Origin of the sequence: Cupriavidus sp. AU9028, from assembly GCF_019795295.1 — a bacterium.
Taxonomy (GTDB): domain Bacteria; phylum Pseudomonadota; class Gammaproteobacteria; order Burkholderiales; family Burkholderiaceae; genus Cupriavidus.
Map to the genome: position 1 here is coordinate 34,341 of NZ_JAIMCG010000024.1, position 14,456 is coordinate 48,796.

A 14,456-nucleotide genomic window follows, 5' to 3' on the forward strand; every position below is an offset into this window, starting at 1 on the left:
CGGTTTGCCGCCTGGCGGCTACGCGGCGGACGGCGCGCCACCCTGCGCCGGCGCGTGCCTTGCCACCCATGCCAGCGCGCTGGCGAGAAACGCCGAGCTGTCGCCCGCCCGGTAGCTCATGATCATCGGCGAGACGAAGCCGGGCGCCTGCAACGGGGCGTAGCGCAGGTCGTCCCGGTGCAGCCGCTGCACCGAGGCTGGCACCAGCGCAATGCCGATGCCCGCTGCCACCAGCCCCAGCGCGGTCTGCAGCTCGTTTGCCTCCTGCACCACGCGCGGTTGCAGGCCCTGCGCACGGAACAGCGCCAGCACGTGGTCGGCATAGCTTGGCCGCGGCCTGGCCGGATACAGGATCAGCGGCTCACGCGCCAGCGCCGCCGGCGTCAGCGCGCCGCGGTCGCCGGCGCGTGCATTGACTGGCAGCGCCGCCACCAGCGGCTCGGTCACCACCACCTGCTGCACGATGGCCGGATCGTTGAGCGCGATCCGGCCAAAACCCAGGTCGATCCGGCCGGATTTCAGCGCCTCGATCTGCTGCACGGTGATCATCTCCGCCAGACCCACCTCGACCTCGCTGTCGTCCTCCCGCAATTTGCGGATCAGGCCGGGCAGCACGCCATACAGCACCGACGGGACGAAGCCGATGCCGAACCAGCGCTTCTCGTTGCGGCCGATCCGGCGCGTGCCCTCGACCATCTCTTCCAGCCGCTGCGTCAGCTGCAGCGACTGCTGCTGCAGGAAGCGCCCCGCCTCAGTCAGCCGGATGGAGCGCCCCACCCGTTCGAACAGCGGCACGCCGATCTCCTCCTCCAGCTGACGGATCTGCCTCGACAGCGGCGGTTGCGCCATGTGCAGCAGTGCCGCCGCCCGCGTCACATTGCCTTCGCGCGCCACCATCTGGAAGTAGCGCAGGTGCCGGAATTCCATCGCTCGTGCCTCTCGCCTCGGGATTTCATACCCTGAAGGTATCAATTGAGACATCATCGGTCTTGGACACGGCGCACGTCAAGCCTCCATACTGGCTTCACTCTCACCCCGCTCACCAACCTACAAAGTATGACTGCAACGATTCAGGCCGTGGAAGCCGTGCTGGTCGATCTGCCGACCATCCGCGCGCACCAGCTCGCCATGGCGACCATGCAGCGCCAGACGCTGGTGATCGTCCGGCTGCGCTGCAGCGACGGCATCGAAGGTATCGGCGAGGCCACCACCATTGGCGGGCTGTCCTACGGCGACGAGAGCCCGGAAGGCATCAAGCTGACCATCGACACCTACCTGGCGCCCGCCTTGATCGGCGAGGACGCCGCCAATATCCATGCCGCCATGGCGCGCCTGAACAAGGTCGCGCGCGGCAACCGCTTCGCCAAGTCCGCCCTGGAGACCGCCTTGCTGGACGCACAGGGCAAGCGGCTGGACGTGCCGCTGGCCACGCTGCTGGGCGGCGCCGTGCGTCCCGCGCTGCCGGCGCTGTGGACCCTTGCCAGCGGCGACACCGGCCGCGACATCGAGGAAGCGCGGCGCCTGCTGGACGAGCGCCGTCACGATACCTTCAAGCTGAAGATCGGCCGGCGCGCCGTGCGCGACGACGTGGCACACGCGGCGGCAATCAAGCGGGCGCTGGGCGACCGCGCCCGCGTGACCGTCGATGTCAACCAGGCGTGGAACGAGGCCGAGGCCGCCACCGGCATCGCCATGCTCGAAGCGGCGGGCATCGACCTGATCGAGCAGCCGGTGCCGCGCGAGCAGCGCATGGCGCTGGCCCGTCTGGCCGCACGCTTTGTCGTGCCGGTGATGGCCGACGAAGCGGTCTGCGGCCCGGAAGACGCAATGGAACTGGCACGTCTTGGGGCGTCGGACGTCTTCGCGCTGAAGATCGCCAAATCCGGCGGCATCTTCGGCATGCTGCGCACCGCCGCGGTCGGCGACGCCGCCGGCATCGCGCTGTACGGTGGCACCATGCTGGAAGGCAGCGTCGGCACCATCGCCGCCGCGCATGGCTTCTGCACGCTGCCGCAGCTGGCATGGGGCACCGAACTGTTCGGCCCGCTGCTGCTGACCGACGATATCGTCGTCGAGCGCCCCACCTACCGCGACTTCCACCTTCACCTGCCGCAGGGACCGGGGCTGGGACTGGCGCTCGACGAAGACAAGCTCGCGCACTATCGGCGGGATCCGCGCTGAGCGCCGGCCCGTCATCCACACAACAACACCCGGGAGACCGTCATGCTGTATCTCGTCAGAATGGATGTGCACCTTCCCTACGACATGCCCGCGGCGCAGGCCGACGACATCAAGGCACGCGAGAAGGCGTACGCGCAGGACCTGCAGCGCCAGGGCAAATGGCAGCAGCTATATCGGGTGGTCGGCGAATACGCCAACTACAGCATCTTCGACGTGGACTCGCACGACGAGCTGCACACCCTGCTGTCGGGCCTGCCGCTGTTCCCCTACATGACGCTGCACGTCACGCCGCTGGCCAGGCACCCGTCGTCGATCCGATAGCAATCCCGCCGGGGACCGGTCGCCCCGGCGCATCACCGCATCACCGCATCACCGCATCAACAAGGAAGGAACGGAGACAATGCACTCGTACAAGATGTCGCTGCCCGCGCGCAGCCTGGGAACCTTGCTGCTGACGCTCGCGGCCGCCGCACTGCCCGCCGCCGCATCGGCCCAGGGCAACTGGCCGGAACGGCCGATCCGCTGGGTCGTGCCCTTCCCCGCCGCCGGCGCGATGGACAGCATCGCGCGCACGCTCGGCGAAGAGATGTCGCAGACCCTGGGCAAACCGGTGGTGGTGGAGAACCGGCCCGGCGCGGGCGGCAACATCGGCGCCGAAGCCGTGGCACGCGCGCCCGCCGACGGCTACACGCTGCTGATCGTCGCCAACGGCATGGCGGTCAATCCGGCGCTGTACCGCAAGCTGAACTACGACCCGGTGAAGGACTTCGCCCCGGTATCGCTGCTGGCCGTCGTGCCCAATGTGCTGGTCGCCAACAAGGCGAAGACCCAGGCCACCACCATCCGCGACGTCATTGCCGCCGCGAAGTCGCAGCCCGGCAAGTACACCTACGCCTCCGCGGGCAACGGCACCTCCATTCACCTCGCGGGCGAGCTGTTCACCTCGATGGCCGGCGTCCAGCTGCTGCATATTCCCTACAAGGGCAGCGGCCCTGCCGTCACCGACCTGCTTGGCGGTCAGGTCGACTACATGTTCGACAGCATCACCTCGGCGAAACCGCATATCGACGCTGGCAAGCTGACCCCGATCGCGGTGACCACCAGCAAGCGCTCCTCCGCGCTGCCCAATGTGTCGACGGTTGCCGAAGCCGGACTGCCGGGTTACGAGCTGTCGCCGTGGTTCGCGGTCTTCGTGCCGGCCGGCACGCCGCCGGCCATCATCGAGCGGATTCATCGCGCGATGGTCGAGGCGCTGCGCAAGCCCGCGGTGCAGAAGCGGCTGGAGGGCATCGGCGCCGAAGCGATCGGCAGCACGCCGGCGGCGCTGAAGGACCACCTCGCCCGCGAGACTGCCAAGTGGGGCGAGCTGATTCGCACCCGCGGCATCCGCGCCGACTGACCGCACTCGTCCTCGACTTGTCCCTGGAAACCGCCATGCCATACGCCACCATCGACGGCCTGTCCCTGCACTACACCCTCGAGGGCGACCCTCAGGCGCCGGTCCTCGTGCTGTCCAACTCGCTCGGCACATCGCTCGGCATGTGGGATCCTCAGATGCCGGCGCTGCTGCGCCGCTACCGCGTGCTTCGCTACGACACCCGCGGTCACGGCCACTCCGGCATCGCGCAGGCACCGTTCGGCATCGACACCCTGGGCAGGGACGTGCTCGCCGTGCTGGAGCATGCGGGCATCGCCACGCCGGCGCACTTCTGCGGGCTGTCGATGGGCGGCATGACGGGGATCTGGCTGGCCGCGCACCACCCGGGGCGCTTCCGCAGTTTCGTGCTCGCCAATACCGCCGCAATGATCGGGCCGGCCTCCGTGTGGGACAACCGTATCGCCACGGTACGCCGGGACGGCATGGCAGCCATCGTCGATGCGGTGCTGCAGCGCTGGTTCACCCAGCGCACGCTCGACCACCAGGGGGACGGTCTCGTCGCCGTGCGCGCCATGCTGCAGCGCACCGATCCACACGGCTATGCCGGCAACTGCGCCGCGATCCGCGATGCCGATCTGCGCGCGTCGCTGCAAGGCATCCGTGCGCCGGTCCTGGTCATCGCCGGCAAGCACGACGCGGCGACCACGCCCGCGCAAGGTCGAGCGCTGGCCGAGGGGATCAAGGGCGCCCACTATGTCGAGCTGGACGCCGCGCATCTGTCCAACTGGGAGCGACCCGCCGAATTTACCGCGGCGCTGCTGGACTTCATCGAGCGCCACTGACAGCAGCCGGACGACAAAAGTTCCTCGTCACATGCCCCTTCGCGCAATTCCACCGATGGTGCGCATCGAGCGTGAAAAAGTGCCTTGAACAGCCGCGCCCGAGCAAATAAGCTGGTTGGAACGCTTGCTTCGAGCGCCTGCCCAGGAGGCCAGCCATGCTGGCGATGAACTATCGCGGTCCGTATCGCGTCCGCGCGCAGTACAAGCCCGAACCGGCCATCGAGCACCCCAACGATGCCATTGTTCGCGTCACGCGCTCGTGCATTTGCGGATCGGACCTGCATCTGTATCACGGCCTGGTGCCGGATACCCGTGTCGGCACCACCTTCGGCCACGAGTTCACTGGCGTCGTCGCCGAGGTCGGTCCCTCGGTGCAGAACCTGCGCGTGGGCGACCACGTGCTGGTGCCCTTCAACATCTTCTGCGGCTCGTGCTTTTTCTGCCAGCGCGAGCTGTACGGCAACTGCCACAACACCAACCCCGAGGCAACCGCGGTCGGTGGCATCTACGGCTACTCCCACACCGCCGGCGGCTACGACGGCGGCCAGGCGGAATACGTGCGGGTACCCTTCGCCGACATCAATCCGACAGTGATACCGGACGACCTGCACGTCGACGACGCGGTGCTGCTGACCGATGCCTTGCCGACCGGCTACCAGGCCGCGGAGATGGGCGACATCGCCGAGGGCGACACGGTGGTGATCTTCGGCGCGGGGCCGGTCGGCATCTTCGCGGCCAAGTCCGCGTGGCTGCTCGGCGCGGGCCGCGTCATCGTCGTCGATCATCTCGAATACCGGCTGGACTTCGTGCGCCGCTACGCGCAATGCGAGGTGGTCAATTTCCGCGAAGTGGGCGACATGGCCATCCATATCAAGAAGATGACCGACTGGCTCGGCGCCGATGTCTGCATCGATGCCGTCGGCTGCGAGGCGGCCGGCAGCGCGGCGCAGCAGCTGACCGGCCGCTACCTGAAGCTGCAGGCCGGCGCGGCCACCGTGCTGCACTGGTGCATCAACTGTGTGCGCAAGGGTGGCAACGTCTCCATCGTCGGCGTCTACGGTCCCACCTTCAATGCCGTGCCGCTAGGCAACGCGGTCAACAAGGGCCTGACGCTGCGGATGAACCAGGCCAGCGTCAAGCGCCATCTGCCACGGCTGATCGAGCATATCCGCGCCGGTCATCTGTCGCCGCGCGAGATCATCACGCATCGCATCCCGCTGGAAGAGGTATCGGACGCCTATCACCTGTTCTCCAGCAAGCTGGACGGCTGCATCAAGCCGGTGCTGATCATGCCGGGGACCGACAGCCTGGCGCACTGACTCGTCCGCGTGCGGCGCGCGCGCAAGGAGCACGATTCATGGAAGAGCAACGAGGCAGCGGCGACACGCCCTCCCCGAAGCCGGCGGGAGCCGGCGGCACCGGCGGCACCGGCGGCACGGGCACCGCCTTGACCGCAGGCGGCAGCGCGCCGCAGCCACCCGCGCATCTGACCCATATCAAGGGATGGGGCGCGGACCTCGACCACCGCAACCGGCCGGCCTACCCGATGGAGCGCAAGCCGCCGCGGCTTGGCGACGTGCAGCTGTGGACCAATCCCCCGCAGCAGCAGTCGCACATCGAGGTGTTCCATTCCACCGAGCGGCCGGGCATCACACCGGTGTTCGGCACCAGCGCGCCGCCCTGGGGCCTGAGCGGCCTGATCCGGCGGTTCGCCTACCGGCTCAGCGAGAACGACATCCGGCATTGGCTGCTGCTGCTCTTCGCCGACCGCGTCAATGTCGTCGAAGGCATCGGCGACGACCTGGTGCGCGGCCACGTGCCCAACGTGCTGTCGGAGATGGGCATCAAGGCGGAACTGCAGCACAACCGCGCGGGCTTCGTCACCAAGGTCGCCGTCGCGACGGCGGTGGTGGGCGTGGCATGGTGGCTGTTGCGGCGGCGGGAGCCGGCGCCATTGCTGCAGGAGGATTGGGAGGAGGATTGATGAGGTCAGATCGACTTGGGCCGTGAAGGGCCGCGCTTCCCTGGAGTCCCCTGAAAGACCCGATCCGGCGCCATCGAGCGCCGTCCGCCATCCCACTCCTGCCTCAGCGCGTCCAGCAACGTCGGCTCCATGGTAGGTCCGTGCAGATGCAAGGTGTCCGCCATGGCGTCACCGATGCGCTCCAGCACCTCCTCCGGCTTGCTCACTCCACACACCTGCCGGCCGAAGGCGAGCAACGACTTTCTATCGGGATAGCCTCGGGTCTTTTCCAGCTTCAGCGCCAGTTCCCGATCTACCAGCTCGACCCCGTGGCGATTCTGGTATTTGTAGATCGTCGTGGTGACCACATCGAACAACGGGGACAGCGCAGGCGCGCTTGAGATCGGGTCCGTATATAGCAGCCCGAAGTTCTTCAGATGCGCGTCTCCATTGCGCACCATCACGGTCAGCGTGAGGTACTCGAAGAAGCGTTGACAGCTCTCCGGCGCATTCGCTCCGCAATAGAGCCGGATGGCCGTGACGATATTCTCGTACGATCCGGTGTACTTTTCCTCGGCAGTGCGATTCATCAATACCGCCATATCCTCGAATCCCAGTTGCCGTCCCTGAGCCAGATCGAACCGGGCCATCACAAAGAGCTGGCGCGTCTCCGACAGCCAGAACTCGGGAACCGAGAGACCGGCACGGCGGGCGGCTTCCATGCAAAGGAACTCGTTTTGGGCCAGATGCGGGTAGTCATCGCCGCTCGCCTTCACGATCAGGTCGGGCGCGACCAGGGTGGCTCGTTCGTTCAGCGCAGAGCCGGGTCTGTCGGCATTTGGCACCATTACCTTGGGCTGGAACCCGCTGATACCTGACTGAAGATATCGGTCGACCAGGTATTCGAAGAGCTCGTTGGACGCGTCGCTGCCAAGCAGCAGCGACAGCCCGACGTCAGCACGCTTGCCGGCTTCATACACCGACCCCGGCAAGGTATAGCGCAGACGTCCGATCTGATTGGTGCCAGTCAAGGCGAGCAGCCGCATATCGTCGAGACGGACAACCTTGCCGAACCGATGCCGTATCCGGTCGAGCAAGTAGCCCTCGGGCCGATTACATAGCGCGACTCCTTGTGGAGCACGCCGGACGGCCCTTGCGGCGTGTTGATGTCCAGTCGCTTCAGCTTGTCATTCCTCATCTTCGATCATCGCCCTGAACTCTTCTGCGGTAGGCCGAGTGTCAACGATTGCCACGCCCTTGCCCAGATAGGCAAGGCCATTGAGCAGCACATGCATGCCGACGTTGGCGCCCCGTTCCAGCTCCGCAATGGTCTGCCGCCGCACATTCAATGCGCCGGCCACCTCGGCCTGGCTTCTTCCCAAGGCCTTGCGTGTTTGACGAAACAATTTCCCCAAGTCCCGAGGACTGAATGCAGCGCGCATTTTGTTCGGAATAGCGAACGAAGACTTTCCCAGTTTAGGAGAAAGTTCGAAATTTCGCACGTTCGATCCCAAGCCGCGCCAAAGAGAGTTACAGGCGTTACGTTGAAACGGTATGAGCGCAGCCGCCCCTTCCTTACACTCCCTGGACGCTTCCAACCCGGCACGACGACCGACGTCATGAGAACACCATCGCTATCGCTGATCCTGGCTTGCTGTACCGCAACCCTGCTTCCCCCGGCAGCCGCAGCGGTGCCGGCCATCCCGAGTGCCGCCGCCGAGGCGCCGGCGCTGCTGCCCCGGGACGCGGCGCGCGTCCGCCAGATCGTCGACGCCGCGATTGGGCCGGCGATGGCCAGGGAAGGCATCCCCGGCATGGCGGTCGGGGTAACGATCGACGGCCGGCAGGCGGTCTTCCTGTACGGCGTTGCCTCGCGCAAGGACAAGCAACCGGTCACCGAGCGGACCTTGTTCGAGGTCGGCTCGATCAGCAAGACCTTTGCCGCGACGGTCGCTGCCTATGCCGACGTCACCGGCGCGATGTCGCTGTCGGATCCGCTGAGCGCGTATCTGCCCTCGCTTCAGGGCACGCCGGCGGGTGCCGCCACGGTCCTGCAACTGGGCACGCAGACCAGCGGCCTGCCCTTTTCCGCGCCGCCCGGCGTCACGGACAGCAAGGCGCTGGTCCGCTATCTGGCCGCGCTGGCCCCCGCCCGGCCCCCCGGCAGCCTGCGCATCTACTCCAACGCCGGCATCGGCCTGCTGGGTGACATCGTGGCGGCGCGAATGGGCATGCCGTACGACAAGCTGGTGAAGGCGGTCGTCCTCGATCCGCTCGCACTGCTCGATACGTTGCTGGAGGTGCCGAAAGAGCGCATGCGCGACTACGCGCAGGGCTACACCGCGACCGACGCCCCGGCGAGGCTGCGGCCCGGTCTGTTGTGGCAGCCCGCCTACGGGGTCCGTGCGACTGCCGGGGACATGCTGCGGTTCGCCGAAGCGAACCTGAGCGCTTCCCATGCCAATCCGGCCGAGCCCGGCCCACTTGCCCGCGCCCTTGCGCAAACCCATCGGCTGCGCGTGCGCGCGGGCCCGGTGCGTCAGGCGCTGGTGTGGGAGCGCTACCCCTGGCCCGCGCCGCTGGCCTCGCTGCAACAGGCGAGCGACGCGGCGCTCGAGCACCTGCCGGCGCAGACCTTCCCGGCGGGAAGCCGTGACGAGGACAACGTGCTGATCCACAAGACCGGCGGCACCAACGGCTTCTCCGCGTATCTCGGTTTCCTGCCGGCCCGGCGCATCGGCCTGGTGCTGCTGGCGAACAAGGCCTATCCGCCGCAGCAACGGATGGTACTGGCCCACACCATCCTGACCGCGCTTGACAAGACCCAATCGCGATAGACCGCTGCCGGCGCGGCGGCGAAGCAACGCGAGGCAAGTCGTCCTTGAAATTCGCCGGCATCGGCACTTCAATCGCTCAGAGGGCCGCCAGAGCCCCGCCGTCCCCGTTGCCCCCGTTGTCGCGCCCATGCAGCCATTGACCTGCCGCCAATGCGCCCGGCGGGCGCCAGGTGGGCTATGGGTGCCATGGGCGCGATGCACGCAATGGGCATCGCCTACGGCGGCTGGCTGGCCCATCCCCCAACCATGCAAGGGAGAAGCCAATGGATCGCCGCAGGTTCCTGAAGTGGGGCAGTTTCCTTACCGTATCGATCGCCACTGGCGGCATTGCGGGCTGCGGAGGCGATGACGACGACCATGGCAGCAATGGCGGCCCGCAACCGGAGCCCCCGCCCAACGCCGGCGCGAACTTCCGCTTCCTGCACGGCGTCGCGTCGGGCGACCCGCGTGCCGACAGCGTGGTGCTGTGGACCCGCATCGACGGCGACAACGGCGGGCAGCCGGTACCGGTGCGCATCCAGGTGTCCGCGCAGGCCGATTTTGCCGCGCTGCTGGTCGACAACACCGTGCAGGCACTGCCCGACTGGGACTACACGGTGCGCAACAAGGTCATGGGTCTTGCGGCCGGGACCACCTACTACTACCGCTTCCTGCTCGGCGACCGCGCCAGCCCGACTGGCCGCACCCGTACCGCACCGCTGCCCGGCACGCCTGTGGCCAGCCTGCGCTTCGCCTTCCTCAGCTGCCAGGACTGGGGCATCAACCACTGGGCCGGCATGGAAGAGCTGGCCGCGCAGGAGCTGGACTTCATCGTCCACACCGGCGACTACATCTACGAGACCGTCAGCGGCGGCACCAACCCGGTGGGACTGGTCGAGCCGCAACACCCGGCGCTGGTGCTGCCCGATGGCGAGGCACAGGCGGACGGCGCCATCCATGCCGTCTCGCTGGCGGACTACCGCTACCTCTACCGCACCTATCGCAGCGATCCCCGCCTGCAGGCCCTGCATGCCAGCGCGCCGATGATCGCGATCTGGGACGACCACGAGTTTTCCAACGACTGCTGGCAGGACCGCGAAACCTACGAGCCGTCCGATGACCAGACGCCCAATACCGCGCGGCGCCGCTTCGCCAACCAGGCCTGGTTCGAGTTCATGCCGGCCGATGTCACGCTGGATGCGAACGACCCGTCGTTCCAGAATATCCGCATCTACCGTGACTTCACCTTCGGCGACCTGGCCACGCTGGTGTTGACCGACGAGCGGCTCTACCGCGCCGACCACGTACTGCCGGAGACCGGCACCGACAGCGCGATCGGCAGCCGTTTCCTGGTCCGGCAGGCCGAGCTGGCCGACGCGGAAGCCCGGAAGATCGCCGCGGCCGGCGGCGCGCTGACACCCGTGTCGATGCTTGGCGACGCGCAACGCGCCTGGTGGCAGGACCGGATGGGCAGCGCCACCACGACCTGGAAGCTGTGGGGCAACCAGGTGTCGCTGCTGCGCATGCAGCTGGACGGCCTGCAGGCATTCAGCGAACTGGTGGCGCGGCTGGTGGTGACGATCTACCCCAGCCTGTCCTCCGTGCGGGACCAGATCAGCGCGGCGCTGGTGACCGACCTTGGCACCGCCCGCAACAACGGCAGCTACCCCAACGTCAGCTACGACGCGCTGAAGGCGGTGCTGTCGCAGGCCGGGGTCGACGTGTCGCGCTTCGACGCGGTCATCAAGCCGCAGCTGGACAGCCGACTGCCGAACGCGTCGCTGCTCGAGCGCTACATCGCCAACGCCGACCAGTGGGATGGCTACGACGCCGAGCGCCGCGCACTGATGGCGTTCCTGCGGGACTACGGCATCCGCAATGTGGTGGCCCTGACCGGCGACATCCACTCCTTCTTCGCTGGAGTCGTGATGGATGACTATGATGGCGCCACGCCCACGCCGGTCATGGTCGATCTGGTCACGGCCGGGCTGTCGAGCAATTCCTTCCAGAACGCGTTCAAGCAGGTCGTCGATTCCGATCCGCGCTTTGCCGATGCCAAGGCGCTGGTGTACGAGGAGGTCAATGGGGTGCTGATGAACACGCTGAACCGCACGCTGGAGCGGTTCAACCCGTGGCTGGCCCATACCGATACCAGCGTGCAGGGCTACAGCGTGGTGACGCTGACGCCCGAGCGGCTCAGCTGCACCTTCCATGTGATGAAGGAACTGGAGGGCGGCAACACGCCGGCGCAGCCGGCTACCGCCCGCACGGTCACGGTGGAGGTGCCCGCCGGGGCCGCGGCGGTCAACGTGATCGACGGCTGACGCCAGCGCGCTACGCCGCCAGCCCCGCCGGGCTGTTGGCGGCAGCGCGCGAGCCCTGCGCGCGAAACGCCGCGCGGTAGCGTTCGGGCGTGGTCTGCAGATGGCGCAGAAAGACCTGCCGCATCGCGTCCGCACTGCTGAATCCGGCCAGGCGCGCTACCGCGTCCAGCCGACGCTCGCTCTGCTCCAGCATCCGGCGCGCCGCTTCCAGCCGCTGGATTTCCACATAGCGGGCCGGGGTCAGCCCGACCTGACGGGCGAACACGCGGGCGAAGTTGCGCGGGCTCATCGACAGCCGCTCGGCCAGCGCATTGACCGACAGGTCGCCGTCCAGATGATCGGCGATCCAGCCCTGCAGCTCGCGCAGACCCGGGCTCTGCGCCGCCTGCGCCTGCAACGCGCTGGAGAACTGCGCCTGGCTGCCCGGCCGGCGCAGGAACAGCACCAGTTCCCGTGCCACCGCCAGCGAGGTGGCGTGACCCAGGTCGTCCTCGACCAGCGCGAGCGACAAATCCATGCCGGAGGTCACGCCGGCCGACGTGTAGATGCCGCCGTCCTCGATCCAGATCGGATTGGGGTCCACCTGCACCCTCGGATACCGGCGCGCCAGCTTGCTGGCATGCTGCCAGTGGGTGGTGGCGCGCTTCGCATCGAGCAGGCCCGTGCTGGCCAGCACGAAGGCGCCGGTACAGACGGCGCCGACGCGGCGCACCGTGGGCGCCAGTTCGCGCAGCCAGTGAATGAGCGCCGCGTTGCCGGCGGCGGCGGCGTGGCCCGCGCCACCGGCAATCAGCAACGTGTCCACCGGGCCGGGAAGCTGCTCGGCGATGCGGTGAAACGGCGCGTCCGCCAGCAAGCGGATGCCGCTTTCGGTGCGAACGATCGCATCGTCGGCGACGCTGGCGATGCGGATCTGATAGGCGGCACCGGGCCGGCCGGACAGCCGGTTGGCCTGCCCGAAGACGGCCGTCGGTCCGCTCACGTCGAGCTCCTGCGCCGGGTCCGGTGCGACGATCAGCACCACGCGCGGCGCATCGGGAGCGGCAGGGACGGAGCGAATCATGGCGATGGCGATGGCGATGGCGATGGCGATGGCGGTGGCGGTGGCTATGGCGATGGCAGTGGAGGAACGCGCGGGCGGCTCATGATACCGCCGCCGCCGTGCGCGCGCCCCGCTGCCAGGCGAGCGTCATGACCAGCGCCAGCGCCAGCGCGGGCAGCGCCGCCAGGTTGATGGCTTCCCAGCCGTAGCGGTGCAGCACTTGCCCTGCCGCCAGCGTGGCAATGGCGGTCACGACCGCCGCCGCAAATTCGGCCACCGCCTGCGTACGGGCGCGTTCGCTGTCCTGATAGCAGCTGGCGAGCAGCGTGGTGCCGCCGACGAACATGAAATTCCAGCCGATGCCCAGGCACAGCAGGGCGATGAAGAACGCGGGCAGCGCAGTCGACGCCAGGGCGACCACGCTGGCCAGCGCCGACAGCGCGATGCCCGCCATGAGCATCGCCGGGGTGCCGTAGCGCTGCAGCAGCAGGCCCGCGACAAAGGACGGCGCGTACATGCCGACCAGATGCCATTCGATGATCTGCGCGCCCTGCGCGATGGTGTGATTGCAGGCCACCGCGGCAATCGGCGTGGCCGTCATCACGAACATCATCACTGCGTTGCCGATGCCATTGTTGGCGAAGGCGGCGAGGAAGGCCGGCTGGCGCACGATCTGCGCCATGGGCCGGGGCGGCAGCGTGCTGGCCGGCATGCCGGCCGCCGCGGCGACCGACGCCGGCGGCTCGCGATAGGCCAGCAACAGCACCAGCACGGTGGCAATGCCGAACGCCGCCACCACGGCGTAGGCGCCGGCGAAAGGCAGCGGCGGCATCAGCAGGTCCATGCTCCACGCGGCAATCGCCGGCCCGCACACCGCGGCCGCCACGCCGCCGGTCAGCACCGCGGAGATGGCGCGCGGCTTGTCCGCGGCGGGGGCGGCATCGGCTGCCGCCAGCCGGTAGTAGCGGGCGAACGCCTGGAACACGCCGACCAGCGCCGTGCCCACGCAGAACGAGACGAAGTCGTGCCGGGCAATCGCCCACACCGACACCGCACCGCCGGCGGTGCAGGCCAGCCCACCGATGCAGAAGGCCAGCCGGCGCCCCAGCCGCCCGATGACAAAGGCGGCGCCAAACGCGGTCACGGCGGCGGCCACCGTGATCAGCGCGAACGGCAAGGTCGCCAGCGCCTTGTCCGGCGCCAGGGTGTAGCCGACCAGGCCCGTCAGGGTCAGGTCCACGGACAGGGCGGAGGTGAACAGCGCCTGGCAGATTGCCAGCACGCGGGCATGGGACATCGGCGTCGCGGCCATGGGTTTCCGGAGTGGCTTGGGAACGATGGCCACAGACTAAGGCGGCGTGCAGTCGTCCTTCGGACAACGATCCGAGAAATCCTGCCACGCGGCGACCGCATGGACGCTCGTTGCCCTCTCCCCCGGCCCCTCTCCCGCAAGCGGGCGAGGGGAGCAAACCGCCAGCTTGTCCACGACCTCTGGTGTGCTCCCCTCTCCCGCACCGCGGGAGAGCAACCGTGTCAAGCGGGCGTGTTGTCCTGCCATGGCTGCCCGGATTTCATCATGGCGTTCAGCACGGTGAGCAGCTTGCGCATGCAGGCGGTAACGGCCACCTTGAACGGCTTGCCGGCCGAGCTCAAGCGCTCATAGAAGGCGCGAATGGCAGGATTGTGGCGGATGGCGGTGATGGTCGCCATGTAAAGCACATTGCGCACCTCTGCCCGTCCACCGCGTATATAGCGCTGCCCGCGACGTTTGCCGCTGTCGTCGTTAAAGGGGGCCACACCGACCAGCGCCGCAATCTGCTGGCGGCTGAGCTTGCCCAGCTCCGGCAAGCGGCCCAGCAGCGTGAACACGCTGACCTTGCCGATGCCCGGCATGCTATCGAGCAAGTCGA

General features: G+C 68.0%; 14 protein-coding genes. 8 read left to right on the forward strand and 6 right to left on the reverse strand.

Annotation, left to right across the window (positions count from 1 at the left end; all coding sequences use genetic code 11):
• Window positions 1-18: 18 nt before the first annotated feature.
• A complete protein-coding gene (locus tag K6V06_RS19700) occupies window positions 19-927 on the reverse strand; it encodes a LysR family transcriptional regulator (protein ID WP_222245823.1) in 909 nt (302 codons plus the stop codon).
• 129 nt (window positions 928-1,056) lie between these two features.
• Between K6V06_RS19700 and K6V06_RS19705 the strand changes: the two genes are divergently transcribed.
• The 6 genes from K6V06_RS19705 (at window position 1,057) to K6V06_RS19730 (ending at window position 6,385) form a co-directional block, all read left to right on the forward strand.
• Entirely contained in the window at window positions 1,057-2,181 is a 1,125-nt protein-coding gene (locus K6V06_RS19705; RefSeq protein WP_222245824.1) for a muconate/chloromuconate family cycloisomerase, read from the forward strand.
• A gap of 42 nt (window positions 2,182-2,223) precedes the next feature.
• Window positions 2,224-2,502: a muconolactone Delta-isomerase gene (catC, locus tag K6V06_RS19710; protein ID WP_222245825.1), complete on the forward strand. Its 279-nt coding sequence runs from the start codon at window positions 2,224-2,226 to the stop codon at window positions 2,500-2,502.
• A 79-nt stretch (window positions 2,503-2,581) separates the two neighbouring features.
• Complete coding sequence (locus K6V06_RS19715; protein ID WP_255581979.1) at window positions 2,582-3,580, forward strand: tripartite tricarboxylate transporter substrate binding protein; 999 nt, start codon at window positions 2,582-2,584, stop codon at window positions 3,578-3,580.
• A 35-nt stretch (window positions 3,581-3,615) separates the two neighbouring features.
• Window positions 3,616-4,401 (forward strand): 3-oxoadipate enol-lactonase, encoded by a 786-nt coding sequence (pcaD, locus tag K6V06_RS19720; protein ID WP_222245826.1) that lies wholly within the window; start codon window positions 3,616-3,618, stop codon window positions 4,399-4,401.
• Between the two features lie 155 nt (window positions 4,402-4,556).
• Window positions 4,557-5,720, forward strand: coding sequence for a zinc-dependent alcohol dehydrogenase (locus K6V06_RS19725; protein ID WP_222245827.1), 1,164 nt, complete (start codon window positions 4,557-4,559; stop codon window positions 5,718-5,720).
• Between the two features lie 38 nt (window positions 5,721-5,758).
• A complete protein-coding gene (locus K6V06_RS19730) occupies window positions 5,759-6,385 on the forward strand; it encodes a hypothetical protein (RefSeq protein ID WP_222245828.1) in 627 nt (208 codons plus the stop codon).
• Window positions 6,386-6,390: 5 nt separating this feature from the next.
• Here K6V06_RS19730 and K6V06_RS19735 read toward each other — a convergent pair whose 3' ends face one another.
• On the reverse strand, window positions 6,391-7,461 hold the full coding sequence (locus tag K6V06_RS19735) for a type II toxin-antitoxin system HipA family toxin (protein ID WP_255581980.1): 1,071 nt from the start codon (window positions 7,459-7,461) through the stop codon (window positions 6,391-6,393).
• 90 nt (window positions 7,462-7,551) lie between these two features.
• Window positions 7,552-7,866, reverse strand: a complete 315-nt coding sequence (locus tag K6V06_RS19740) for a helix-turn-helix transcriptional regulator (protein ID WP_370637517.1) — start codon at window positions 7,864-7,866, stop codon at window positions 7,552-7,554.
• Between the two features lie 117 nt (window positions 7,867-7,983).
• Here K6V06_RS19740 and K6V06_RS19745 point away from each other — a divergent pair, with 117 nt between their 5' ends.
• Window positions 7,984-9,201, forward strand: coding sequence for a serine hydrolase (locus K6V06_RS19745; RefSeq protein WP_222245829.1), 1,218 nt, complete (start codon window positions 7,984-7,986; stop codon window positions 9,199-9,201).
• Between the two features lie 263 nt (window positions 9,202-9,464).
• Window positions 9,465-11,504 carry an alkaline phosphatase gene (locus tag K6V06_RS19750; protein ID WP_222245830.1) on the forward strand — a complete coding sequence of 680 codons (2,040 nt, stop codon included), beginning with the start codon at window positions 9,465-9,467 and terminating at the stop codon, window positions 11,502-11,504.
• Window positions 11,505-11,514: 10 nt separating this feature from the next.
• Here the strand turns inward: K6V06_RS19750 and K6V06_RS19755 are convergent, their stop codons facing one another.
• The 3 genes from K6V06_RS19755 to K6V06_RS19765 all read right to left on the reverse strand — a co-directional run.
• A complete protein-coding gene (locus K6V06_RS19755; RefSeq protein WP_222245831.1) occupies window positions 11,515-12,567 on the reverse strand; it encodes a GlxA family transcriptional regulator in 1,053 nt (350 codons plus the stop codon).
• A 79-nt stretch (window positions 12,568-12,646) separates the two neighbouring features.
• On the reverse strand, window positions 12,647-13,858 hold the full coding sequence (locus K6V06_RS19760) for an MFS transporter (RefSeq protein WP_222245832.1): 1,212 nt from the start codon (window positions 13,856-13,858) through the stop codon (window positions 12,647-12,649).
• A gap of 221 nt (window positions 13,859-14,079) precedes the next feature.
• Window positions 14,080-14,456 (reverse strand): transposase (locus tag K6V06_RS19765; RefSeq protein ID WP_222245833.1); only part of this gene is annotated, 377 nt, incomplete at its 5' end.

Excerpts from the sequence above, each read along its gene's own strand:
- K6V06_RS19700 (WP_222245823.1), bottom strand. The coding sequence starts at position 927 with ATGGAATTCCGGCACCTGCGCTACTTCCAGATGGTGGCGCGCGAAGGC.
- K6V06_RS19705 (WP_222245824.1), top strand. The coding sequence starts at position 1,057 with ATGACTGCAACGATTCAGGCCGTGGAAGCCGTGCTGGTCGATCTGCCG.
- catC (WP_222245825.1), top strand. The coding sequence starts at position 2,224 with ATGCTGTATCTCGTCAGAATGGATGTGCACCTTCCCTACGACATGCCC.
- K6V06_RS19715 (WP_255581979.1), top strand. The coding sequence starts at position 2,582 with ATGCACTCGTACAAGATGTCGCTGCCCGCGCGCAGCCTGGGAACCTTG.
- pcaD (WP_222245826.1), top strand. The coding sequence starts at position 3,616 with ATGCCATACGCCACCATCGACGGCCTGTCCCTGCACTACACCCTCGAG.
- K6V06_RS19725 (WP_222245827.1), top strand. The coding sequence starts at position 4,557 with ATGCTGGCGATGAACTATCGCGGTCCGTATCGCGTCCGCGCGCAGTAC.
- K6V06_RS19730 (WP_222245828.1), top strand. The coding sequence starts at position 5,759 with ATGGAAGAGCAACGAGGCAGCGGCGACACGCCCTCCCCGAAGCCGGCG.
- K6V06_RS19745 (WP_222245829.1), top strand. The coding sequence starts at position 7,984 with ATGAGAACACCATCGCTATCGCTGATCCTGGCTTGCTGTACCGCAACC.
- K6V06_RS19750 (WP_222245830.1), top strand. The coding sequence starts at position 9,465 with ATGGATCGCCGCAGGTTCCTGAAGTGGGGCAGTTTCCTTACCGTATCG.
- K6V06_RS19755 (WP_222245831.1), bottom strand. The coding sequence starts at position 12,567 with ATGATTCGCTCCGTCCCTGCCGCTCCCGATGCGCCGCGCGTGGTGCTG.
- K6V06_RS19760 (WP_222245832.1), bottom strand. The coding sequence starts at position 13,858 with ATGGCCGCGACGCCGATGTCCCATGCCCGCGTGCTGGCAATCTGCCAG.